The 21,785-nt window shown below is 68.4% G+C and carries 22 protein-coding genes and 1 riboswitch; of the genes, 12 read left to right on the forward strand and 10 right to left on the reverse strand.

Annotation, left to right across the window (positions count from 1 at the left end):
- Nucleotides 1–2: 2 nt before the first annotated feature.
- Nucleotides 3–929 (forward strand): general stress protein, encoded by a 927-nt coding sequence (locus ACIQC0_RS14575; RefSeq protein ID WP_400535973.1) that lies wholly within the window; start codon nucleotides 3–5, stop codon nucleotides 927–929.
- Here ACIQC0_RS14575 and ACIQC0_RS14580 read toward each other — a convergent pair whose 3' ends face one another.
- The gene (locus ACIQC0_RS14580) at nucleotides 930–2,507 is read right to left on the reverse strand and encodes an aminopeptidase P family protein (protein WP_400535976.1); all 1,578 of its coding nucleotides are present in this window, start codon (nucleotides 2,505–2,507) and stop codon (nucleotides 930–932) included.
- A gap of 94 nt (nucleotides 2,508–2,601) precedes the next feature.
- On the opposite strand from ACIQC0_RS14580, the gene ACIQC0_RS14585 reads away from it, so the two are divergent.
- Entirely contained in the window at nucleotides 2,602–3,450 is an 849-nt protein-coding gene (locus ACIQC0_RS14585) for a PHP domain-containing protein (RefSeq protein ID WP_377214801.1), read from the forward strand.
- Between the two features lie 40 nt (nucleotides 3,451–3,490).
- Here the strand turns inward: ACIQC0_RS14585 and ACIQC0_RS14590 are convergent, their stop codons facing one another.
- From ACIQC0_RS14590 to thiE, 5 genes are all read right to left on the reverse strand, one after another.
- A complete protein-coding gene (locus ACIQC0_RS14590; RefSeq protein WP_400535980.1) occupies nucleotides 3,491–4,363 on the reverse strand; it encodes a DNA-methyltransferase in 873 nt (290 codons plus the stop codon).
- An 8-nt stretch (nucleotides 4,364–4,371) separates the two neighbouring features.
- Nucleotides 4,372–6,066, reverse strand: coding sequence for a DEAD/DEAH box helicase (locus ACIQC0_RS14595; protein ID WP_400535983.1), 1,695 nt, complete (start codon nucleotides 6,064–6,066; stop codon nucleotides 4,372–4,374).
- 231 nt (nucleotides 6,067–6,297) lie between these two features.
- Nucleotides 6,298–6,714, reverse strand: coding sequence for a DUF302 domain-containing protein (locus ACIQC0_RS14600; RefSeq protein WP_400535986.1), 417 nt, complete (start codon nucleotides 6,712–6,714; stop codon nucleotides 6,298–6,300).
- Nucleotides 6,714–8,219 carry an RNB domain-containing ribonuclease gene (locus tag ACIQC0_RS14605; RefSeq protein ID WP_400535989.1) on the reverse strand — a complete coding sequence of 502 codons (1,506 nt, stop codon included), beginning with the start codon at nucleotides 8,217–8,219 and terminating at the stop codon, nucleotides 6,714–6,716. The genes ACIQC0_RS14600 and ACIQC0_RS14605 overlap by 1 nt, the downstream gene beginning before the upstream one ends.
- 45 nt (nucleotides 8,220–8,264) lie before the next feature.
- A complete protein-coding gene (thiE, locus tag ACIQC0_RS14610) occupies nucleotides 8,265–8,927 on the reverse strand; it encodes a thiamine phosphate synthase (RefSeq protein ID WP_400535992.1) in 663 nt (220 codons plus the stop codon).
- 27 nt (nucleotides 8,928–8,954) lie between these two features.
- Nucleotides 8,955–9,074, forward strand: a riboswitch (TPP riboswitch).
- Between thiE and thiO the strand changes: the two genes are divergently transcribed.
- The 3 genes from thiO to ACIQC0_RS14625 all read left to right on the forward strand — a co-directional run bounded on the left by thiO (nucleotide 9,067) and on the right by ACIQC0_RS14625 (nucleotide 11,442).
- Complete coding sequence (gene thiO, locus ACIQC0_RS14615; protein WP_400535995.1) at nucleotides 9,067–10,389, forward strand: glycine oxidase ThiO; 1,323 nt, start codon at nucleotides 9,067–9,069, stop codon at nucleotides 10,387–10,389. It overlaps the preceding riboswitch by 8 nt.
- Nucleotides 10,386–10,622, forward strand: a complete 237-nt coding sequence (thiS, locus tag ACIQC0_RS14620; protein ID WP_400535998.1) for a sulfur carrier protein ThiS — start codon at nucleotides 10,386–10,388, stop codon at nucleotides 10,620–10,622. Before thiO ends, thiS begins: the two co-directional genes overlap by 4 nt.
- A 4-nt stretch (nucleotides 10,623–10,626) precedes the next feature.
- Nucleotides 10,627–11,442 (forward strand): thiazole synthase, encoded by an 816-nt coding sequence (locus ACIQC0_RS14625; RefSeq protein ID WP_400536001.1) that lies wholly within the window; start codon nucleotides 10,627–10,629, stop codon nucleotides 11,440–11,442.
- Between the two features lie 2 nt (nucleotides 11,443–11,444).
- On the opposite strand, the gene ACIQC0_RS14630 is transcribed toward ACIQC0_RS14625, so the two are convergent.
- The 3 genes from ACIQC0_RS14630 to ACIQC0_RS14640 all read right to left on the reverse strand — a co-directional run bounded on the left by ACIQC0_RS14630 (nucleotide 11,445) and on the right by ACIQC0_RS14640 (nucleotide 12,751).
- Nucleotides 11,445–11,747 carry a hypothetical protein gene (locus ACIQC0_RS14630; RefSeq protein ID WP_400536004.1) on the reverse strand — a complete coding sequence of 101 codons (303 nt, stop codon included), beginning with the start codon at nucleotides 11,745–11,747 and terminating at the stop codon, nucleotides 11,445–11,447.
- A gap of 54 nt (nucleotides 11,748–11,801) precedes the next feature.
- On the reverse strand, nucleotides 11,802–12,026 hold the full coding sequence (locus ACIQC0_RS14635) for a DUF3107 domain-containing protein (RefSeq protein ID WP_377214811.1): 225 nt from the start codon (nucleotides 12,024–12,026) through the stop codon (nucleotides 11,802–11,804).
- A 62-nt stretch (nucleotides 12,027–12,088) separates the two neighbouring features.
- The gene (locus ACIQC0_RS14640; protein ID WP_377214812.1) at nucleotides 12,089–12,751 is read right to left on the reverse strand and encodes a TetR/AcrR family transcriptional regulator; all 663 of its coding nucleotides are present in this window, start codon (nucleotides 12,749–12,751) and stop codon (nucleotides 12,089–12,091) included.
- Between the two features lie 85 nt (nucleotides 12,752–12,836).
- Between ACIQC0_RS14640 and moeB the strand changes: the two genes are divergently transcribed.
- Nucleotides 12,837–14,036, forward strand: coding sequence for a molybdopterin-synthase adenylyltransferase MoeB (moeB, locus tag ACIQC0_RS14645; RefSeq protein ID WP_400536008.1), 1,200 nt, complete (start codon nucleotides 12,837–12,839; stop codon nucleotides 14,034–14,036).
- Nucleotides 14,037–14,048: 12 nt separating this feature from the next.
- Here the strand turns inward: moeB and ACIQC0_RS14650 are convergent, their stop codons facing one another.
- Nucleotides 14,049–15,368: a glutamyl-tRNA reductase gene (locus ACIQC0_RS14650; protein WP_377214814.1), complete on the reverse strand. Its 1,320-nt coding sequence runs from the start codon at nucleotides 15,366–15,368 to the stop codon at nucleotides 14,049–14,051.
- A gap of 158 nt (nucleotides 15,369–15,526) precedes the next feature.
- Between ACIQC0_RS14650 and hemE the strand changes: the two genes are divergently transcribed.
- From hemE to hemC, 6 genes are all read left to right on the forward strand, one after another.
- Nucleotides 15,527–16,621 carry a uroporphyrinogen decarboxylase gene (gene hemE / locus ACIQC0_RS14655; RefSeq protein ID WP_377214815.1) on the forward strand — a complete coding sequence of 365 codons (1,095 nt, stop codon included), beginning with the start codon at nucleotides 15,527–15,529 and terminating at the stop codon, nucleotides 16,619–16,621.
- Nucleotides 16,622–16,626: 5 nt separating this feature from the next.
- A complete protein-coding gene (gene hemG, locus ACIQC0_RS14660; protein WP_400536012.1) occupies nucleotides 16,627–18,084 on the forward strand; it encodes a protoporphyrinogen oxidase in 1,458 nt (485 codons plus the stop codon).
- A gap of 61 nt (nucleotides 18,085–18,145) precedes the next feature.
- A complete protein-coding gene (locus ACIQC0_RS14665) occupies nucleotides 18,146–18,709 on the forward strand; it encodes a hypothetical protein (protein ID WP_400536015.1) in 564 nt (187 codons plus the stop codon).
- A 151-nt stretch (nucleotides 18,710–18,860) separates the two neighbouring features.
- Complete coding sequence (gene hemQ, locus ACIQC0_RS14670) at nucleotides 18,861–19,562, forward strand: hydrogen peroxide-dependent heme synthase (RefSeq protein ID WP_400536018.1); 702 nt, start codon at nucleotides 18,861–18,863, stop codon at nucleotides 19,560–19,562.
- Entirely contained in the window at nucleotides 19,559–20,788 is a 1,230-nt protein-coding gene (locus tag ACIQC0_RS14675) for a ferrochelatase (protein ID WP_400536021.1), read from the forward strand. The genes hemQ and ACIQC0_RS14675 overlap by 4 nt, the downstream gene beginning before the upstream one ends.
- Complete coding sequence (gene hemC, locus ACIQC0_RS14680; protein WP_377214820.1) at nucleotides 20,785–21,783, forward strand: hydroxymethylbilane synthase; 999 nt, start codon at nucleotides 20,785–20,787, stop codon at nucleotides 21,781–21,783. The genes ACIQC0_RS14675 and hemC overlap by 4 nt, the downstream gene beginning before the upstream one ends.
- Nucleotides 21,784–21,785 lie beyond the last annotated feature (2 nt).

The raw sequence follows: 21,785 nt of genomic DNA on the forward strand, positions 1-21,785 counted from the left end.
GCATGGCAAACATTTTTGGTGCTCCCAAGGCCGGTGGCCCCGGCGGCATGGACGATGCCCGGGCGGTGCCCACCGGCGATACGGTGGGTTCCTACAACTCCTACCTTGATGCCCAGAAGGCCGTGGACTACCTGGCGGACCAGCAGTTTCCGGTGCACATGGTCTCCATCGTGGGCAACGAACTGAAGATGGTGGAGCGCGTAACGGGGCGCCTGAGCTACCCGCGCGTTGCCCTGTCCGGTGCCTTGAGCGGCATGTGGTTCGGCCTCTTCGTCGGTGTCCTGCTGTCGTTCTTCGCCCCGTCCCCGGGATACTTCTCCATCCTGACCTCGGTGCTCATGGGTGCTGCATTCTTCATGTTGTTTGGGATCGTCACCTACGCCATGCAGCGCGGCAAGCGCGATTTCACCTCGACCAGCCAGGTGGTGGCCACCAATTACGACGTCATCGTCTCCCCGGAGGCGTCGCACGAGGCCCGCCGCCTTCTGCAGCAGCTGCCCATGAACCGCTCGGATGCCGCGTCCCAGCAGGGCGCCTACCAGAACCAGCCTTACCAGCAGCACCAGCCGTACGGCGAGCAGGATCCGCGCCAGCAGCCCGGCCCCTACCAGCAGCCCGGCCCCTACCAGCAGGGGCCGCAGCAGGGTCCCCAGCAAGGCCCGGCCCGGCCCTCGGGATGGAACGACCCTTACGGCCAGCGCCAGCAGCAGGAACCTTCTGCGCCGCAGCAGCCACAGCCCCACTACGACGGCGGCGCGCAGCAGCAGCCTCCGGCGCCTGCGCGGTCGGTCAGGTATCCGGATCTTCCGGACGGGCGTCCGCAGTACGGGATCCGGCTGCCGCAGAACCCGGAAGCCGCCCAGGCGGGCAGCGACCAGCCTGCGCACGAGCCCGCGCCGATCAAACCCGACGACGAGCCCCGCCCCTAGTCAGGCGCCTTCGGCCTCGCGGTAGATGCCGGCCATCCAGTCCTCCACATCCTGGGCCACACGCGGCAGCGCTGCGCTGAGGTTCACAGGGCCGGTGGCCGTCATGAGGATGTCGTCCTCGATCCGGACGCCGATGCCGCGGTACTCCTCCGGGATGGCCAGGTCCTCCTCCTTGAAATACAGGCCAGGCTCGATGGTGAACACCATGCCCTCCGTAAGGATTCCGTCGAGGTAGAGTTCCCGTTTTGCCTGGGCACAGTCATGGACGTCCAGGCCGAGGTGGTGGCTGGTTCCGTGCGGCATCCACCGGCGGTGCTGCTGTCCCTCGGGGCTGATCGCCTCCTCGACGCTGACAGGCAGCAGGCCCCACTCGGTCAGGCGCTCCGCCAGGACGGTGGTGGCGGCAGTGTGGATGTCGCGGAACCGGGCCCCCGGCTGTGCGGCGGCGAATCCGGCGTCGGCCGCCTCCAGCACCGCGGCGTAAACCTTGCGCTGGATGTCGGAGAACACGCCGTTGGCGGGAATGGTTCGGGTGATGTCGGCGGTGTACAGCGAGTCGACTTCCACTCCGGCATCGAGCAGCAGGAGTTCACCGGCGTTGATCCGCCCGGTGTTGCGGGTCCAGTGCAGCACCGTGGCGTTGTTGCCTGATGCGGCGATGGTGTCATAGCCCAGGTCGTTGCCCACCTCGCGGGCACGGGCGAAGAAGGCGCCTTCGACGACGCGCTCGCCCCGGGCATGGGTCAGTGCCCGCGGCAGGGATTTCACCACTTCCTCGAAGCCTTCCACGGTGGCCGAAACAGCGAGCTTCATCTGCTCGATTTCCCAGGCGTCCTTGACCAGTCGCAGCTCGGACAGGGCTTCGCTGAGCTTCTCGTCCAAAGCGTCGAACACGCCGAAGTCCAGGTTGTCCGGGTCCTTGGCGGTGTTGTAGCGGGCAGTGTCCACCAGGGCGTCAATGTTTTCGTCCACCTTGCGCAACAGACGTACCGAGGTGCCGCCAATCTCCGGGGCGCCGACGTCCTTGGTGATGGCCGTTTCCAGCTGATCGATGTGGGCCGTCTTGAGGCCCAACCGGGCCTCAAACTCGGCCAGCGTGGGACGTGCGCCGATCCAGAACTCGCCGGACCGGGAATCGGCATAGAACTGCTCGGTGTCCCTGCCGGCGAGGGGGCGGAAGTACAGGGTCGCGCTGTGGTGCGCGCCGCCGTCGCCCGTTCCTTCAGCCACAGGATCCAGTATCAGGACTGCGTCAGGCTCATGGTCCAGCCCCAGGCCGGTGAGGTGCGCGAATCCGGAGTGCGGGCGGAAGCGGTAGTCGCAGTCGTTCGAACGGACCTTCAGCGGGCCGGCGGGGATGACCAGGCGTTCTCCCTTGAACTGTGCTGAGATGGCCGCGCGGCGGTTCGCGGCGTGCGCGGCCACGGCGTCGCGGGAGGGAAGCTCCCGGCTGGATGGCGCCCAGTTGCTGGCCATGAATGCTTTGAACGCATCGGAGCTGGGACGCTGCGAGCGGTTGTTGACGCGCTCTTCCAGGGGCTGGGCGGCAGGGGCGGGGGTGCTTTCGGCATGGTTCACGGCACCATCGTCTCACCAGCTCCGCGGCGATGCGAACAGCAGGTGAGCACGCAGCATGCGGTGGTCGGGGGCGCCGGTCAACTACTCTGGACAGGTGAGGATCGACCTGCATGCCCACTCCAACGTTTCCGACGGCACGGAGAACCCCGCCGATGTCATGGCCTCCGCTGCCCGTGCCGGCCTGGACGTGGTGGCGCTGACGGACCACGACTCCACTGACGGCTGGGCGGAGGCGGCCGCGGCGGTGCAGGACTCCGGCGTGGCGCTAGTGCCGGGCATGGAGGTTTCCTGCCGCACGGAGGAAGGCATCAGCGTGCACCTCCTGAGCTACCTGCACGATCCCCTGCACCCGGGCCTGCTCGAGGAGATCACCAAGGCCAAGGACGCGCGGCACACCCGCGCCGAAAAAATGGTCACCCTGCTGGCAGAGGATTACCCGCTGACCTGGGACGACGTGATCCACCATGTGGCCCCCGGGGCCACCCTTGGCCGGCCGCACATCGCGGATGCGCTCGTGGCGGCGGGTGTGGTGGAGGACCGCTCGGAGGCCTTCGCCTCGATCCTGACCTCCCGGTCCCGCTACTTTATCCAGCACTACGCACCCGGCCCAGCCACCGCCGTCGAACTCGTGCGGGCTGCAGGCGGCGTGCCCGTCTTTGCCCATCCGGTGGCCTCCTCCCGCGGGAGGATCGTCGGGGAGCGCGTCTACCAGGAGATGATCGACGCCGGCCTGGCCGGGCTGGAGATCGACCACCGGGACAATCCCGAGGAGGGCCGGGACTTCCTGCGACGCCTCGCGGCCCGCCATGACCTTCTGGTCACCGGCTCCTCGGACTACCACGGAACCGGCAAGCCCAATCTGCTGGGAGAGAACCTCACAGCCCGGGAGGTACTGGCGCGGATCGAAGAACTCGGCAGCGGGACCGCCGTCGTCCGTCCCTGAACCCGCACTCCCGGCTGCCCTCCCAACCAGTTAGCGCTACCTACTTGGGCGGCAGGGACGCCACCGTGGCGTGCGCACCGAGGCGCTTGGCCATGATTTCGATGGCCGGCTGGTTCTCGTCGACACACACGAACTTCCGGCCCAGTTTGGCAGCCACGGCACCCAGGGTCCCGGAACCGGCGAAGAAGTCCAGGCACCAGTCGCCGGGCCGGCTGGACGCGGACACCACCCGTCGGATGAGGCCTTCGGGCTTCTGCGTGGGGTAACCGGTTTTCTCCTTACCGGTGGGCGAGACGATGGTGTGCCACCAGACGTCCGTGGGAAGCTTCCCCAGTTCGCGCTTGGCGGGGGTCACCAGGCCGGGCGCCATGTACGGTTCCCGGTCCACCTCTGCGCTGTCGAAGTGGTACTTGGCGGGATTCTTGACGTACACCAGGATGTTGTCGTGCTTGGTGGGCCACCGGTTCTTGGCGCGGGCGCCGTAGTCATAGGCCCAGATGATCTCATTCAGGAAGCACTCGCGGCCGAAGATCGCGTCCAGCATGACCTTGGCGTAGTGAACCTCGCGGTAGTCCAGGTGCAGATAGAGCGTGCCGTCATCCGCCAGCAGGCGCCAGGCTTCAACAAGCCGCGGTTCCAGAAACGACCAGTAGTCGCTGAACGCGTCGTCGTAGCGGTGCAGGGCGCCCTTGATGGTGTCGTACGAGCGGCCCTTGAACCCGACCCGGTCCCCGCTGCCGCCGGCATTGGCCACCATCCGGGTTTCCTGGCGGCGCTGCACCCGGCCGGTGTTGAACGGCGGGTCAACGTAAATCAGGGTAAAGGCGCCGTCCGGCAGCGTGGGGAGGTAGTCCGCGTTGTCCGCGTGCACCACCAGGCTGCCGCCGTCCGGCGCCCAAACAGCGTCAGTCATCGACGCTGTTAGCCCTCGGTGCCAGGCTGCGTACCCTTGTCGCCGGCCACCACTTCGCCGTTGCGGCGGCGGGTGCGCGTCCGGGTGCGGCGGGCGCGGGACGGCTGGACGTCCTCGGAGCGGGGAGCCTGCGCACCGTTGTCACCGGCCTCTGCAGCATCGGATGTACGACGGCGGCGCTCGCCGGAGCGGGCTGCCCCTTCGGAGCCGCGGGACTCCCCGCTGCGGGCCGGGCGGCCACGGCCACCGCGGGTGCGCTCACGTTCGCGGGATCCGCCGGAATCGCGGCCGCCCGAGTCGCGGCCGCCGCGGCTGTTCTTCTTGCCGGTTTCGCCGAGGTCTTCCAGGACTTCTGCGTCCACACCGGCCAGGGTGCGCTTGTCGCGGGGGAGCCGGCCCTTGGTGCCCTCGGGGATGTCCAGGTCCGTGTAGAGGTGCGGGGAGGAGGAGTAGGTTTCCACCGGCTCCGGCACGTTCAGGCCGAGCGCCTTGTTGATCAGCGCCCAGCGGGGAACGTCGTCCCAGTCCACGAACGTGACGGCTGTTCCCTTGTTGCCTGCACGGCCGGTGCGGCCCACGCGGTGCAGGTAGATCTTTTCGTCCTCCACGCACTGGTAGTTGATGACGTGGGTGACGTCCTCCACGTCGATGCCGCGGGCGGCGACGTCGGTGGCCACCAGGACGTCCACCTTGTTGTTACGGAAGGCACGCAGGGCCTGCTCGCGGGCACCCTGGCCCAGGTCGCCGTGGATCGCAGCCGCGGCGAACCCGCGGTCAACCAGTTCTTCGGACACCTTGGCGGCGGTGCGCTTGGTCTTGGTGAAGATGATGGTGCGGCCGCGGCCCTTGGCCTGCAGGATACGGGCCACCACCTCGATCTTGTCCATGCTGTGGGCACGGTAGATCAACTGGCGGATGTCGCGCTTGGTCAGGCCTTCGTCGTCCGGGTCGGCGGCACGGATGTGGGTGGGTTGCGTCATGTAGCGGCGGGCCATGGCGATGACGGGGCCGGGCATCGTGGCAGAGAACAGGAGCGTCTGGCGGACAGCCGGGGTGCCGGCGATGATGGTCTCAACGTCGGGAAGGAAGCCGAGGTCCAGCATTTCGTCGGCCTCATCCAGGACCACAATCCGGACGTTCTTCAGGCTCAGGTGCTTCTGCCGGTACAGGTCGATCAGGCGGCCGGGCGTGCCCACCACGACCTCAACGCCGTTCTTCAGGGCTTCCACTTGGGGCTCATAGGCGCGGCCACCGTAAATGGTGGCGATGCGGGCATTGCGCTTGCTGGAGGCGGTCTGCAAGTCGTTGGCCACCTGGACGGCAAGTTCGCGCGTGGGCACGATGACCAGGGCCTGGGGCGCGCCCGGGACGGCCAGCTTGTCGTAGCCGGGATCGTCCTGGCCAACTACGCGCTGCAGGGCTGGGATGCCAAAACCGAGGGTTTTACCGGTGCCGGTCTTGGCCTGGCCGATGATGTCGTGGCCGGAGAGCGCCACGGGCAGGGTCATGGCCTGGATGGGGAAGGGGTGGGTGATCCCGGCTGCTGCCAGGGATGCGACGATGTCTTCGCGGACGTTGAAGTCGGCGAACGACTTTTCCTCGATCTCGTGCGGCTTCTCGTCCGAGATGATGGTCTCTTCCGGCTCGATGGTTTCGGTGCCGGACTCGTCCGTCAAAAGCTGGTGGGTGTGCAATTCACTCACGTGGAGTTTCCTTATTCATTTGGGCAATGGCGCTGCCTGCTCAACGGTTCCGCCGGTGGCGGGGCCGGAGCACGCTCAGGCGCACAAGCAATTCCAGTGGAAGCCGATCGCGGGCTATCTAATGCCGGCACTGGGGACCGGCGGGTGTTTCTCAAGATCGCGTAGGGGCGGGCTTGTTGGTTTCAATAAAAGGAAATCAACGACCGGGCATCCATTTCTACAGGCACCAGTCTAGCCGTAAATGCCCGCGATCTCGGCGAGGGCCGCGCGCAGGCGCGCATCGGCGTCGTCCGCTACCTCCCGGACCGCAGGGGCACCGCTGAGCTGCACCATGGTTTGTGGGTCGATTGCCTCTACCGTGGTGGCGTCCGCCTCCTTGCCGCGTCGGACCACTACGTTGCAGGGCAGGAGCGCGCCCATTTCGGGCTCGGCCGCCAGGGCGCGGCTGGCCAGTGACGGATTGCACGCACCAAGAATGATGTAGTCGCCCACAGCCTCCGCCGCATCCGGGCCGAGTTTTGCCTCGAAGGTGGACCGGACGTTGATCTCCGTCAGGATTCCAAAACCCTGGTTGGCCAGCGCATCCCTGGTGGCCTGGACGGACTCTTCCCAGGCGAGCGGGACGGTGACGCTGTTGGTGTAGCTCATCATGACTCCTTGGTGGTGGGCTGCTGACTGACGAGTTCGAAATGAACCTGGCGCGCGGCGATGTCCGAGGACACCAGGCGCACCCGTACCTTGGTGCCCGATTCGAGTTCGCCGGCACAGCGGGCGGTCACCGCAGGCTCCGCGATCTGGATGATGCCGGAGGCGCCGTTCCCGTTGCCGTTCTTGCCGTTGGACGGCCCGCCATTGTCCTTGGACGGCCGGGAGCCGGAAATGACAATCGCGTCGAACTCCTGCCCCACGTGGTTGACCAGCAGCGCAGCTTCCACGGTGTCCAGCGCCATGCGCTCCATGCGGTTTGCCAGTTGATCCGAACCGGCCATAATCCCGGGCAGCAGCGGCAGGGCCGCACGGGCCCAGTCGGGGACTCCGCCGCCGCTGCATAGCGACTCGCAGATCACCAGGACGAAACGGTCCACAAGCCGGCGCAGTGGAGCCGTGGTGTGGGCATAGGACGCACCGATGGCTGACTGGACCGCATCCCCGGGGACAGTGCCGTCGAAGGCGGTGTAGGCGGCGCCGCGGAACAGCATTCCGGCGGAGTGCAGGATGGCAAGCTGGCGCGGCTCCGTGGGGTCCAGGGTGCGGAGGTATTCGCCGTAGCTGATCTTTCCGTTCCAGGGCTTTCCCAGAACTTCTGTCTGGAGCCGGAAGTGGTCCAGGGATCGGCTGTCGGGCTCGGGCATGGTGCGCAGGATACCCACCTTGCCGTCCAGCATGAGGCGGGCGGCGGCCATCCCGGTCATGAGGGAAATCTGTGCGTTCCAGTCCTCCACGGGAAGCTGCGGGGCGGCGGCAATCCGGTAGCCGCCGTCGGGGAGCTGGACGATCTCCTGGTCCGGCATGTTCAGGCTGGCGCCGCCCCGCTCGCGCTCCAGTGCCACGCGCTTGAGCCCTACCTCCTTGAGCAGCTGGAGGACCGGCGGCGCCGTGCCGGCGTCGAGCTCCTTCTGGGCGCCCTTGTAGCTGAGCTTGTCACGGCTGCGGACGCGCGCCCGGCGCACGGTCACGGCAGTCACTTCCGCGGCGTTGTCCAGCTGGAAGTCCCAGACGAACGCCGGGCAGTCCTGGTCCGGCAGCAGGCTGCCGGCACCTTCGCTGATGACCTCCGGGTGCAGCGGGATCCGGCCGTCCGGGGCGTAGAAAGTTTGCCCCCGGCGCCGTGTTTCGGCATCCAGCGGCCCTCCCGGCCGGACAAAAGCGGGAACGTCGGCGATGGCGTACAGCACCCGGTAGCCGCCCTCGGCAGGCTCAATGAACAGGGCCTGGTCCAAGTCCGTGGAGGATTCCGGGTCGATGGTGATGAAGCCGACGCCGGTCAGGTCATAGTCGGGCATGTCCAGCGCGGCCACGGCCGCTTCGGCGTCCGCGACGACTTCCGTTGGGAATCGGGCGGGCAGTTCCAGCTCGGTGCGCAGCGCGCTCAAGGCCTCCTCGAGCGCGTTTTTGTGCTCGTGGACATGGGGGGCCAACCGATGATGCGACACGAAAATCAGCCTAGCCCGAAACCACCGGAACGAGGAACAGCGGGGCTAGCGCGCGGCGTCCAGCGCCGCGAGCAGCGAGGCTGCAGCCGCGGCCGGGTCCGGCGCCTCCGTGATGGCGCGGACCACCACGATCCGGCGGGCCCCTGCAGCGACCACCTTGTCCACGTTGCCGTGGTCGATTCCGCCGATGGCAAACCAGGGCAGGCCGGCCGGCGCGGCGGCCGCGGCGTGCCTGACCAGGTCGAGGCCGACGGCGGCCCGGCCGGGTTTCGTGGGCGTCGCCCACAGCGGACCCACGCAGAAGTAGTCCAGCCCAGCCGGTCCCGAGGCAGCGGCCACCGCTGCATCCACCTGCTCCGGCGCGTGCGTGGACTGCCCGATCGCCGCGCCGTCCAGGAAGCTGCGCGCGGCCTTGACGGGGAGGTCCTTCTGGCCGATATGGAACACCGGCGCCCCGGAAAGGGAAGCGATATCGGCGCGGTCGTTGACGGCCCACAGCCGGCCGTGCCGTTCGGCAGCTTCGCGCAGCACGTCGAGCAGCTCCAGCTCCTCGACGGCCTCGATGGTTTTGTCCCGGAGCTGGATGATGTCCACGCCTCCGGCGAATGCGGCGTCGACGAACCGGGCAAAGTCGCCCTGGCCGCGGCGGGCATCGGTGCAGAGGTACAGGCGGGCGGACGCCAAGGCGGCAGCGGGGGACACATTCATGGCAGCAAGCCTAGTTCCTCTAAACTGGCCTCGTACTGCGGGAGCCTGCGGCGGCTGTCATAAAAGCGCCGGGCTGAGAGGGCGTCAGAGCCGACCGCTTGACCTGATCCGGCTAATACCGGCGTAGGGAAGGAACCATATGGGCAACCCCACCGTTGGGTCCGGCGCTGCCGCAGGAAGCGTGGTGCATGCCGACGTCGCCGTCATCGGCGGCGGGGTGATCGGCCACAGCATCGCCTGGGAAGCCCGCCGCTCCGGCCGATCCGTGGTGCTGGTGGACGATGCCCCCGGAACCGGCGCCAGCTGGGCGGCAGCCGGAATGCTCGCCCCCGTCAGTGAGCTTCACTACCAGGAGGAAAACCTCCTGGACCTGATGCTGGAAGCCTCCTCCCTGTGGCCGGGTTTCGTAGCCGCCCTCAGCGCCGCCGCGGGCGCGGCGCCCGGATACCTCACGACGCCGACCCTCGCCGTCGGCGTGGACGCTGCGGACCGGCGGGCGCTGTTGGACCTTCGGTCCGTGCAAAAGGCCAACGGCCTCGACGTGGAGCCCCTCACGGTCCGGGAGGCCCGCCGCCGGGAGCCGCTCCTGAGCCCGGCGATCGCCTGCGCCCTGGACACCCCTGCCGACCACCAGGTGGATCCGCGGCAGCTGGTGGCCTGCCTCCGGCTGGCGCTCTCCCGGCACGCAGAAGGCGACGGCGGGGCCGGCACCCGGGTGGCGGGCGCCGTCGACGGTTACGCGGTCCCGGCCCGGGCCGCTGAACTGCTTTGGAAGGACGACGGCGTGGCCGGAGCCCTGCTGAAAGGCGGCGGAAAGGTCTTCGCGGGGGAGACCGTGGTGGCCAATGGCCTCTACGCAGGAGCGCTCGGCGGACTGCCAGCCGGACTGGCCCTGCCGCTGCGTCCCGTGCACGGCGACATCCTGCGGCTCGCCGTGCCGGAACACCTTCGCCCGCTGGTGACCGCCACGGTCCGGGGCCTGGTCCATGGCGTGCCCGTCTACCTGGTGCCCCGGCAGGACGGAACCGTGGTGATCGGCGCCACCCAGCGCGAGGACGCCCTGGGCGGGACGGCTCGCTTGGAATCCGGTGCAGGTCAGGACGCTGCGTCCGACGGTGCGGTGTCCGCCGGCGGGGTCTACCAGCTCCTCCGGGACGCCCAGGCGCTGGTACCCGCCGTCGCCGAACTGGAATTACTCGAATGTACAGCGCGGGCCCGCCCCGGAACCCCCGATAATGCGCCACTGCTGGGCCGGGTCCCGCTGCCTGACGGCGCAGCGGGACACGTCCCGGGGGTCATCGTCGCCACCGGCTTCTTCCGCCACGGCGTGCTGCTGGCACCCGCCGCCGCGGCTATTTGCCGCGCCCTGCTGGATGGCAGTCAAGACCCCCGCTGGGCAGCGTTCAACCCTGCCCGGTTTTCCGCAGCCGCATCACGCCACGACACCAAGGAGAGAGCATGAATATCATTCTGAACGGAAGCCTCCGCGCCGTGCCGGACGGCGCCTCCATTGCTGCGCTGGTCAGCCATATCACCGGCCGGCCGCTGGCAGCAGACGGCCAGGCCGCGGACGGGCGGAAGCTTGGCGTGGCGGTGGCGCAGAACGCGCAGGTGGTGCCGCGGAGCCAGTGGTCCGCCACAGCGCTCGCCGAGGGCGACGACGTTGAACTTGTCACCGCAGTGCAGGGAGGCTGACATCATGACCCAAATAACGAACGCACCCGCCGGCGCAGAATCCGACGTTGCCGACACCTTGGTGATCGACGGAGTCCCGCTGCACTCGCGGCTGATCATGGGGACCGGGGGAGCGCCCAGCCTGGAAGGGCTCGGCGCTGCGCTGCTCGCCTCCGGTACAGCGTTGACCACAGTTGCGATGCGCCGTTATTCCCCTGCGGAGACCGGCTCGCTGTTCCAGCTGCTGGTGGACCACTGCATCCGGGTGCTGCCCAACACGGCGGGCTGCTTTACAGCCCGTGATGCCGTCCTCACCGCTGAGCTGGCCCGCGAAGCCCTGGAGACGGATTGGGTCAAGCTGGAAGTCATCGCTGACGAACAGACCCTCCTGCCGGATGCCGTGGAGCTGGTCGACGCCACGGAACAGCTGGTGGCCCGTGGCTTCAAGGTCTTTGCCTACACGAATGACGATCCTGTCCTGGCGCTCCGGCTCGAAAACCTGGGCGCCACGGCCGTCATGCCGCTGGGAGCACCGATCGGAACAGGCCTGGGCATCCTGAACCCGCACAACATTGAGCTGATCGTCTCCCGCGCTTCGGTTCCCGTGGTGCTGGACGCGGGAATCGGGACCGCTTCCGACGCCGCGCTGGCCATGGAACTGGGCTGCGACGCTGTGTTGCTGGCGACGGCGGTGACGAGGGCGCAGAACCCTGCGCTGATGGGCGCGGCCTTCAAGCACGCGGTGGCTGCCGGCAGGATGGCCAGGGCTGCGGGGCGGATCCCGCGGCGTGAGCATGCACTCGCGTCCTCCGCCATGGAGGGCAGGGCGGAGTTTCTCTAGCTCTAAAGGCGGAGGGCTGCGGTCAGGCGCTCCGTGTCCTGCCGGGCGCGTGTGCGTCCCAAGTAGATGACGACGGCCAGGGTCGCGCAGGTTCCGAGCAGCACGGGCAGGACCCACGGCAGCCAGGTCAGGCCGGGCAGGTAGCCAAACCCGGCGGCGATGAGGATTATCCAGGCCACGGACGCCGCGGCCACGGCCACGCCCGCCGGGAGGGCGGCGCCGTACTTGGCGTGCCGCCTGTCATTGGCCCACACAAGGAACCCTGCGGCAACGGCTGCGAGCACGACGATGGTGAGCGAGAGCATGGATCTCCTTTGACTGTAAGCCGCGGCGGACTGGCGGCCGCCGCGGCTTAGGTCCTAGAACTGGCCGAAACCTACGCGCCGGACTTCCTCGGCACCGATTTCCACGTAGCCAAGGGCGTTGCCGGGAACGATGATCAGGCGTCCTTTGTCGTCCTTCAGGCGAAGCTCGCTGCCGGTGTTGATGGCTTCGCCGACGACCTTGGCCACGGAGTCCGCGTCCTCCGTGGACTCGAGGACGATTTCGCGGCCAACGTTCTGCACGCCGATCTTAATTTCCACAGGGGCCTCCCAGCCGGTCAAAGTGCTCAGGTATCTCTACCCGTTGATGTCTTATTTGTAGTCTAGGACTCTTTGGGAAAACGGGAGATTCCGCGCCAAGCTAAACGGTAGATCAGGTCGCTGGCCACATCGAGGTCCAGGTTTCCGTCCGTTTCCAGCCAATACCGCGCGCTGACCTGGGCCATTCCGGCCAGGCCGCGGCCCAAAAGCTGCGCTTCAAGCTGCGGCAGCTTGGTGTCTTCCGCGATCACCCGTGCGATGGCGTCCGCGAATGTGCGGTTCAGGGTCTCCAGCCGCGAACTGACATCCGCGTCGTTAATAAGGTCTGACTCAAAAACCAGCCGGTGTGCCTGGTCATCGCTGGCGATGAACCGGAAGTAGGCCCGCATGACGGCCTGGACGCGTTCCTTGTTATCCGTGGTGGAATTCAGGGCGCCAAGCAGCAGTTCCGTCAGGGCTGTCAGGTGGCTGTCCAGAAGGGCGAGGTAGAGCTCGCGCTTGGACGGAAAATGCTGGTACAGAACCGGCTTGCTGACCCTTGCGGTCTCAGCAATTTCGTCCATGGCGGCGCCGTGGTAACCGTTGGCCACGAACACCTCCTGGGCTGCCGTCAGGAGCTGGGCACGGCGCTCATCCCGTGGCAGCCGTGCCGAGCGCTGGCCTGCCGGCCGGGCAGGTGATTCCGGGGCTGCGGACGGGCGGTCTGCACGTGCTTCTGGGACCACGGTTGTCCTTCTTTCCGTTGCGGGGTACTTCCACTTTACTGCGGGGTAATATGACCCGGCGGTATCCCGGGGCCTACATTGAAGTATGGCCTCTTCTTCGACCGCAAATGTTGCAAATGTTTCCCTGGAGCCCTTGGTGGAACCGGCAGGCGAACTTTCGCCGGCGGAAGTGGAACGGTATTCGCGGCACATCATTATTTCCGAAATAGGCGCGGTGGGGCAGCGCAGGCTCAAGAACGCCAAGGTGCTGGTAATCGGCGCAGGCGGACTGGGCTCCCCCGCATTGCTGTACCTCGCCGCGGCCGGCGTGGGAACACTCGGCATTGTCGATGACGACATGGTGGACCTCAGCAACCTCCAGCGCCAGGTTATTCACAGCATGGCGGACGTGGGCCGCCCCAAGATCGAGTCCGCACGTGACGCAATTCATGCCCTGAACCCCCTTGTTGATGTCCGGCTGCACAACGTCCGCCTCGACGCAACCAACGCGCTGGAACTGTTCGCCGGCTACGATCTGATCCTCGACGGGGCCGATAACTTTGCCACCCGCTACCTGGTCAACGACGCCGCCGCCATCCTGGGCAAGCCCTACGTGTGGGGTTCCATCTTCCGCTTCGACGGACAGGTCAGCGTCTTCTGGGAAAAGCACGGGCCCACTTACCGCGACCTCTACCCGGAGGCACCGCCGGCAGGTTCGGTCCCGTCCTGCGGAGAAGGCGGCGTCTTCGGGATGCTGTGCGCGGCTGTGGGATCGCTGATGGTGACGGAGGCAGTGAAGCTTATTACCGGCGTCGGACGTTCCCTGCTGGGGCGCGTGGCGCTCTTTGACGCGCTGGGCGGAAGCTGGCGCGAAATCCGTGTGGCAAAGGATCCCGCGGCACCGCGCATCACCGAACTCACCGACTACGACGCGTTCTGCGGCATTGCACCGGAGCCGGAAACGGACACCGAGCACACCGTCACCGCAACCCAGCTGGCCACCATGCTGGCGTCACGGAAGGCCGGCCTGAAGGATTTTGAACTGGTGGACGTCCGGGAGCCCGGCGAGTACGACATCGTCCGGATCGACGGGTCGGTCCTCCTGCCGCAGGGCAGGATCCTGGCGGGGGAGGCGTGGCCGGAAATTCCGCAGGACAAGGACGTGGTCTTCCTGTGCAAGGGCGGCACCAGGTCCGGGAACGTCCTCGCGGCCGCACGGAAAGCGGGGTACCAACGGGTGAGCCATCTCGACGGCGGCATCCTGGCCTGGGTGCGCGAGGTGGAGCCGCAGAAGCCCGTCTACTAGGCAGGTGTGGGTTCAGGCGGTTTCGCGGCCCTGGTGGTCTACCGGGCATTCGGCCGGTGCGGCAGCCGGTGCCGCGGGCTGTTCCACGGTGATGCCGTAAAGCGCTTCGAGGGCGGCGATGTAGTTGTCCTGCTCGCCGTTGGCGGCGAGCTCGCGGGCGCGGACCGTGGGCACATGCAACAGCTGCTTGACCATGCGGCGGAGCGCGAACTCCACTTCCTCGGCGGCGGCGGTGCAGCCGTGCCGGGCGCGGACCTTTTCCATTTCGGCATCCAGCACGTTCATGGTGTGCCGGCGGAGGGCAACGATGGCGGAGTCCATGGAGCGGGCTTCGCGCTCCTGCTCGAAGGCGCTGGCGGCTCCGGTGACAATGCCGCTGGCCTGGGCCAGGGATTCGGCCTGCTCCTGGGGCGCGGCGAGGCGGACGGATTCAAGGGTGAGCAGTTCCACGCCGTCCAGCTCGCCGACGGCGGGATCGAAGTCGTGGGTGAGTGCCAGGTCGATGGCGATCAGGGGCTGCGGGGAGGCGGCCCGGACCTGTGCCAGCTCGCTGGCCTCGACACGGGTGTCCGATCCGCTGCAGCCGATCATGACGTCCGCGGCGGCAACGGCCGGGTGCAGCGTGTCCGCATCCAGGGCCGTGCCCCCGCGGGTGGCCACGAAACCCTCGGCACGGCCGGAGGAGGAGAAGACTGAGATGTCGGTGCAGCCGCGCTCGCGAAGCAGCGCCATCGTGGCGCCGGCGTAGGCGCCCGTGCCGAAGACGACGACCTTCTTGGAGGACCAGTCCGGGTTCTCGGACAGGTCCGTGGCCAGGTCCAGCGCCACGGAGACAATGGACAGGCCGCGGGATCCCAGCGCGGTCTGGGCGCCGACGTCCTTGGCCGTCTTGGACGCGGCCTGGAACAGCCGGACCAGGCCGGAACTGGCGGTTCCCTCATGCTGGGCGGTGATCAGGGCACGGCGGACCTGCCCGGCGATTTCGCGTTCACCGACGACGGCGGAGTCCAGTCCCGCGCTCACGGCAAACAGGTGCTGGGTCACCTCGGGGCCAACCCGGGTGCTGAAGGAACGCGAGACGATGGACTCACTCAATCCGCTGGCCTCGCTGATCTGGGCCACGAGCGCAGCTCGGGCGGCCTCGACGTCGTCAGGGTTTGGGGCTTCGCCGTAGATTTCGTAGCGGTTGCAGGTGGCGAGGACAACGGCACCCGTCACTGCCGGCGATCCGGTCAGTGCGGATGTGGCAATCCCGGAGGAACCGTTGCTCAGGTGAGCAACAGTCTCAAGGTCGATGTCGGCGTGTGTAGCCACCAGAGAAAAAAGAACCACAGCAGACCAATCATAGCTTTTTCGCGGCCCCGTAGAACAACTCCCCGCTCGTCCGGCAGGCAGCTGCGGCTGTGATTCCTGCCACGGGTCCCGCCGGGCGTGCGCAGATGACAGTCTGTCGTTATCTTTTGGGCCCGATTTTCGGCACAATCAAAAGCATGACTTCCAGCCCCGCCACGTCCGCTGCCGGCAAGCTCGCCGCAGATCATCCGCTAGTGGATGGCCGTACCGGGGACTCCCCGCTCATCACGGCCTACCGTGGCGGGAAGCCGTCCCGGCGCCCCGTCTGGTTCATGCGCCAGGCCGGCCGTTCGCTGCCGGAGTACCTCAAGGTCCGTGAAGGCATCGCCATGCTGGACTCGTGCCTGCGGCCAGAACTCGCGTCTGAGATCACCCTCCAGCCGGTCCGCCGCCATGACGTGGACGCCGGGATCTTCTTCTCGGATATCGTCATTCCGCTGAAACTGGCCGGCGTGGGCGTGGACATCGTCCCGGGCGTTGGCCCGGTGCTGGACAAGCCGGTGCGGACGGCTGCAGACGTCGCTGCCCTGCCGCAGCTGACCTGGGAAGCCCTGGAACCCATCCGCGAAGCCGTCCGCCTCACCGTGGCCCAGCTGGGCAAGACCCCGCTGATCGGCTTTGCCGGCGCCCCGTTCACCCTGGCCGCCTACATGGTCGAGGGCAAGCCTTCCCGCGACCACCTGGGCCCGCGCACCATGATGCACGCCGACCCGGAGACCTGGACAGCCCTGGCCAACTGGGCCGCTGACGCCTCCGGAATGTTCCTGCAGGCGCAGCTCGAGGCCGGTGCCTCGGCAGGTCAGCTCTTCGACTCCTGGGCCGGTTCCCTCGGCCTGGCCGACTACACGCGTTTCGTTGCCCCCGCCTCGCGCCGCGCTCTGGACCACGTCCGCCATCTCGGCGCTCCGCTGATCCACTTCGGCACCGGCACATCCGAGCTACTGGTGGCCATGCGGGACGTGGGTGTCGACGTGGTGGGAGTGGACTACCGGCTCCCGCTGGATGAGGCCAACCGTCGCTTGGGCGGCTCCAGTCCGTTACAGGGCAACATCGACCCGGCGCTCCTCTCCGCTCCGTGGGAGGTCCTCGAAGCCCACGTCCGCGAGGTCATCGCTGCCGGTTCCGCCGCGCCCGGCCACGTCCTGAACCTGGGGCACGGTGTCCCGCCGGAAACCGACCCGGACGTCCTCACCCGGGTGGTCAGCCTCATCCACTCCATCTCACCCGAGTAACAGCGATGGACAGCACCCCGGCCGTGCCCCAGGCTGTGCCTGCCACCGCACTCGTGGTGGGTGGAGGGATCTCCGGGCTGCTGTCCGCGCGGGAATTTTCCGCCGCCGGGCATGCCGTTACGGTCCTGGAAGCCTCGGACCGGTGGGGCGGCTGCGTGGGCAGCCACATACTCGCCGGCCTCACTCTCGACAGCGGTGCCGAGTCCTTCGCCACCCGGACGGACGCGGTGTCGGGCCTGATTACCGAACTGGACCTGGCCAGGAGGATCGTGGCCCCGCGCCCCGGCGGCGCCTGGGTGCAGTTGCCCGAAGGGCCGCGTGAATTGCCGCGGACCGGCGTTCTGGGCATTCCGGCCAATCCGTGGGACCCGGAGGTCCGGCGCTCTCTGGGCCTGGCGGGCTCCCTGCGCGCCAGCCTGGACCGGTTCCTGCCCGCTTCAATCGGCGGGGCTGCGGAGGTCACCAGTGTCTCGGACCTGGTACGGATCCGCATGGGCTCCCGCGTGCTCGAACGCCTGGTGTCTCCGGTGGTGGGCGGCGTCCACTCGGCCGACCCCGGCATACTGGACGTCGACATGGTCGCACCCGGGCTGCGTGCGGGGCTGCGGAAGCACGGTTCCCTGGCCGGCGCGGTATCCGCCCAGCGCCGGGGTGCGGCAGGCGCTGCCGGGCCGGACCGGCCGTCACCCGCCAAGGCAGGGTCCGCCGTCGCCGGCCTCGAAGGTGGCATGCATACCCTGGTCTCCGCGCTCGTGGCCGACCTCCGCAACCGCGGCGTGCAGCTCCTGGCGGGGACACCTGCCACCGCTGTGACGCGGACCGCGGACGGGTGGCGCGTCACCTCGGGGGAAGAAACGTACGACGCCGGCCTGCTGGCGGTCGCAGTGGAAGGCCCCGCCGCCGTCGGGCTGCTTGAGCACGCGGTACCGGGGATTTCGGGCAGCGCCCCGCTGTCCGGGCCGGATGTCAGGCTGGTCACGCTGGTGCTTGATAAACCCCAGCTCGACGCCCGCCCGCGCGGCACCGGGGTCCTGGTGGCCCCTCAGACCCCGGGTATCGAAGCGAAGGCGCTGACGCACGCCACCGGCAAATGGGACTGGCTTGCCGCGGCCGCGGGCCCTGGCCGGCACGTGGTCCGGCTCTCCTACGGCCGGGTGGACGGGCTGGGCCTGCAGGGCGATGGTCCGGCTACGGAGGAGGAACTCCTCGAAGCCGCCCTCCGGGACGCGGCGAACCTGCTGGGCGTGCCGCTTTCGCGTGCGGACATAGTGGACTGGGACGTGGCCCGCTGGCACGGGTCCCTTCCGTTCGCAGCCGTGGGACACCGCGCCAGGGTGGCCGCCATCCGCGGGGCGTGTGCCGCCGTGGGAGGCCTGGCGCTGGTCGGCGGCTGGGTTGCCGGAAACGGCCTGGCCGCGGTGGTGGCGGACACCAGGGATCAGATCCGCCGGCTCACCGCCTGATTCCCGGTGCCCGCGGTGCCGAATAGCCAACCGTGAGCGCAACTGGCTAGGGTCGATGACTATGGTTCAACACAGGTCCGAACTCGCACAGTCCCGGACCGGTATCCATGGGGGAATGGGGCGCGGCGCCGCAGCCGCGGCCATTGGCGCGGTACTGGTCCTTGCCGGCGGAGCGCCGGCTGCCCAGGGCACCCTGATCCCCGTCCCCACCGTTCCCGCCACCCCGCCGGGCCGACTCATCCAGCCGCCCCTCGGCGTCGTTCTGCCCCCGGAACCTTCGCCCGCGACGGAGAGCCCCGCCCCGACGGCATCTGTCCCGGCTCCCACGGCGCCCGCCACGGTGCCTGGTACCGGGACCGCCGACGGCTCCGCCGGTCCGGCCCCGGGCCAGCCAGTTTCGGCCGCCACGTCCGCCGCCGCCGTCGGGCGTCCCGCCAGCTCTGAAGCAGCGCCCGCACGCCGGACGGGGGACGCTGAAGTGCACGCCGGCGGGATTACCCCGGAGAGCGGCCGGGATGATCCGGCCGATCGGGTCCACAGCATGGTCCTCGCAGGGTTTGGCCTGGGCCTGCTCGGGGTCGCCGCCGCTGCCGCCGTGCTGTACGCACGGCTTCGCGGCGCCTGACCGGGCCCCACCCGCGGACGCTGGGGCGCCACGACCCGATGAGGCGCGAACGCCCGCCGGAGGCAGCGCCCAGAAGTGATTTCCATCACTTCTACGCCTTGTAGAAGTTCTGGGTTTCGGCTTGGCGCATTTAAGGGGCAAACTGGTAACCATGAGCCACACTTCTGCCGAATCTGTCACTAAAACCGAAGAATCAGCCGAGCAGTTCTTCACCCTCTGGACGGTCTTCAAGCGCTCCGAAACGGTTGCCCGCAGCGGTCAGGCGGCCTCCGACTTCGAAGCACTGCTGGAACGGCTGGCCGAGGGCGGCGTGACGCACCGCGGCAGTTACGACGTTTCGGCCATGCGCGCCGACGCGGACGTCATGGTGTGGCTCCACGGGTCCAGACCGGAGGCCCTGCAGCAGGCCATCCGCGACATCCGCCGCAGCACCCTTTTCGCAGGCACCGACATCGTCTGGTCCGCCATGGGCGTGCACCGCGAGGCGGAATTCGCCAAGAACCACACCCCGGCCTTCTCCCGCGGCGTTTCCCCGGCCGAGTGGCTGTGCGTCTACCCGTTCGTCCGTTCCTACGAGTGGTACATCCTGCCCGAGGAAGAGCGGGGTGCGATGCTCCGCGAACACGGCCTCCTTGGCCGCGAGTTCCCGCAGGTCATCTCCAACACCGTGTCCTCCTTCGCCCTCGGTGACTGGGAATGGATCCTGGGCCTCGAAGCTCCAGAGCTGGTGGACCTCGTGGACCTGATGCGCCACCTGCGGGCCACCGAGGCCCGCAACCACGTCCGCGAGGAAATTCCGTTCTACACCGGCCGCCGCATCTCCGCCACGGAGATTGCCGAGGTCCTGGCATGACCCCCGTTAATCCGGTCACGGAAGCAGGCCGGATGGCACCGAAGCAGTACGACGCGGTGCTGCTGGCCTCCTTCGGCGGACCGGAAGGCCAGGAGGACGTCATTCCGTTCCTCCGCAACGTGACCCGTGGCCGCGGCATCCCGGACGAGCGGCTCGAGGAAGTTTCGCACCACTACCGTGCCAATGGCGGCATCAGCCCCATCAACCAGCAGAACCGCGAACTCAAGGCAGCCATGGAGGCCGAGCTCGCCGCCCGCGGCATCGACCTGCCGGTGCTGTGGGGCAACCGCAACTGGGACCCCTATATCCCGCAGACCCTCCAGGACGCGTACGACGCCGGCCACCGCCGGCTGCTCATGGTCACCACGAGCGCCTACTCCTGTTACTCCAGCTGCCGCCAGTACCGCGAGGACATTGGGATGGCCCTGACGGAGACCGGCCTGGACGGCCGCCTCGAGGTGGACAAGGTGCGGCAGTACTTCGACCACCCCGGCTTCGTGGAGCCCTTCATTGAAGGCACGGCCGCTGGCCTGGCCGAGGTCCGCGCCAAGCTGGCCGGGATGGGCGCCCCTGACGCCCCGATGCAGGTCCTGTTCGCCACGCACTCCATCCCCACCCGCGATGCAGAAGCTGCAGGCAAGTCCGACGGCGAGCCCCGTGAATTCGAGGAGGGCTCCGCCTACGTGGCCCAGCACCTGGCCACCGCTGCGGCCGTCATGGCCCGGGTGGAGGAGGAATCCGGCCTGACTGCTCCGTGGTCGCTGGTGTACCAGTCCCGCTCCGGTGCCCCGCACGTGCCATGGTTGGAGCCGGACATCAACGACGCCATCGAGGAGCTGGCCGGCCAGGGCGTCAAGGGCGTCGTCATCGTCCCGCTCGGCTTCGTCAGCGACCACATGGAAGTTGTCTGGGACCTGGACACCGAAGCCATGGAAACCTGCGCCAACCTCCGCCTCGCCGCCACCCGTGTCCCCACCCCCGGAACGCACCGCAAATTCGTCAAGGGCATTGTGGACCTGATCGCCGAGCGGACCGTGGACCACACCATCAGCGACCGTCCCGCGATGACGGACCTGGGACCCTGGTACGACGTCTGCCGCCCGGGCTGCTGCGCGAACTTCCGCGGCGAAAAGCCCACCATCGCGGGTGCGGACACCACCGTGGGAACGGGGCACGACCCCTACCCGGCGGAGTCCGGAGCCGAGGCGGGAGCCACGCAGCAGTGACAGTCCGCATCGGCACCCGCGCCAGCAAGCTGGCGCTCACCCAGACGAAGCAGACCGCGGACCAGCTCGCAGCGGTGGGCGGCTTCCCCGTGGAGCTCGTCCACGTCCGGACCGACGGCGACGTCCTCACCGGCCCGCTCTCCCAGATGGGCGGCACCGGGGTTTTCGTAGCCGCTCTCCGCGACGCCCTGCTTCGGGATGAGTGCGATGTCGCCGTGCATTCCCTGAAGGACCTGCCCACCGGTGCGGCAGTGGGCCTGAGCCTGGCCGCGACGCCACGGCGCGTGGACGTCCGGGACGTGCTCTGCGCCCGCGACAGCTTCAAGCTAGCCGACCTGCCCGCAGGAGCAACCGTGGGCACCGGCTCACCCCGCCGCGCCGCCCAGCTCCGGGCCGCCCGTCCGGACCTGGCCATCGTCGATATCCGCGGAAATGTGGATACCCGGCTGGGGCGCGTGCCCGGAATTCCGGGCAACACCACTGACCAGGTTGTTCCGGGGAAGTCCTGCGACCTGGACGCCGTGGTGCTTGCCGCCGCCGGCCTGGAACGCATTGGCCGCCTCGACGCCGTCAGCGAGTTCCTGGACACGGACGTCATGCTGCCCGCCGCGGGCCAGGGCTCCCTGGCCATCGAATGCCGGACGGCCGATGCCCCGCGCAAGGCCGGTTCCACCGAAGGGTCCCAGGCAGTCCTGGCCCAGGCCCTGGCTGCACTGGATGACCCCGACACCCGGCTCGCCGTGACAGCCGAGCGCGCACTGCTGGCCCGCCTGGAAGCAGGCTGCGCCGCGCCGGTGGGCGCCTATGCTTACCGCAAGGGAAGCATGTTCCACCTTGAAGCCGTGGTGTGCGCGGTGGACGGTACGGCCACGGTCCGGGATAAGCGGGCAACGGACGGGCTCACCGAAGTGGGCGCCACTCTCCTGGGCATCGAACTGGCCGAGGCGCTGCTGGCTGCCGGCGCCGCTGACATCGCCGACCTCCAGGCTTCCTGACG

The sequence above is a fragment of the Pseudarthrobacter sp. NPDC092419 genome (assembly GCF_044755045.1).
GTDB lineage: Bacteria > Actinomycetota > Actinomycetes > Actinomycetales > Micrococcaceae > Arthrobacter.

Excerpts from the sequence above, each read along its gene's own strand:
- ACIQC0_RS14600 (WP_400535986.1), bottom strand. The coding sequence starts at position 6,714 with ATGAGCTACACCAACAGCGTCACCGTCCCGCTCGCCTGGGAAGAGTCC.
- moeB (WP_400536008.1), top strand. The coding sequence starts at position 12,837 with ATGGCCTCTTCTTCGACCGCAAATGTTGCAAATGTTTCCCTGGAGCCC.
- ACIQC0_RS14590 (WP_400535980.1), bottom strand. The coding sequence starts at position 4,363 with ATGACTGACGCTGTTTGGGCGCCGGACGGCGGCAGCCTGGTGGTGCAC.
- thiS (WP_400535998.1), top strand. The coding sequence starts at position 10,386 with ATGAATATCATTCTGAACGGAAGCCTCCGCGCCGTGCCGGACGGCGCC.
- ACIQC0_RS14575 (WP_400535973.1), top strand. The coding sequence starts at position 3 with ATGGCAAACATTTTTGGTGCTCCCAAGGCCGGTGGCCCCGGCGGCATG.
- thiO (WP_400535995.1), top strand. The coding sequence starts at position 9,067 with ATGGGCAACCCCACCGTTGGGTCCGGCGCTGCCGCAGGAAGCGTGGTG.
- thiE (WP_400535992.1), bottom strand. The coding sequence starts at position 8,927 with ATGAATGTGTCCCCCGCTGCCGCCTTGGCGTCCGCCCGCCTGTACCTC.
- hemQ (WP_400536018.1), top strand. The coding sequence starts at position 18,861 with ATGAGCCACACTTCTGCCGAATCTGTCACTAAAACCGAAGAATCAGCC.
- ACIQC0_RS14625 (WP_400536001.1), top strand. The coding sequence starts at position 10,627 with ATGACCCAAATAACGAACGCACCCGCCGGCGCAGAATCCGACGTTGCC.
- hemG (WP_400536012.1), top strand. The coding sequence starts at position 16,627 with ATGGACAGCACCCCGGCCGTGCCCCAGGCTGTGCCTGCCACCGCACTC.
- ACIQC0_RS14665 (WP_400536015.1), top strand. The coding sequence starts at position 18,146 with ATGGTTCAACACAGGTCCGAACTCGCACAGTCCCGGACCGGTATCCAT.
- ACIQC0_RS14630 (WP_400536004.1), bottom strand. The coding sequence starts at position 11,747 with ATGCTCTCGCTCACCATCGTCGTGCTCGCAGCCGTTGCCGCAGGGTTC.
- hemE (WP_377214815.1), top strand. The coding sequence starts at position 15,527 with ATGACTTCCAGCCCCGCCACGTCCGCTGCCGGCAAGCTCGCCGCAGAT.
- ACIQC0_RS14675 (WP_400536021.1), top strand. The coding sequence starts at position 19,559 with ATGACCCCCGTTAATCCGGTCACGGAAGCAGGCCGGATGGCACCGAAG.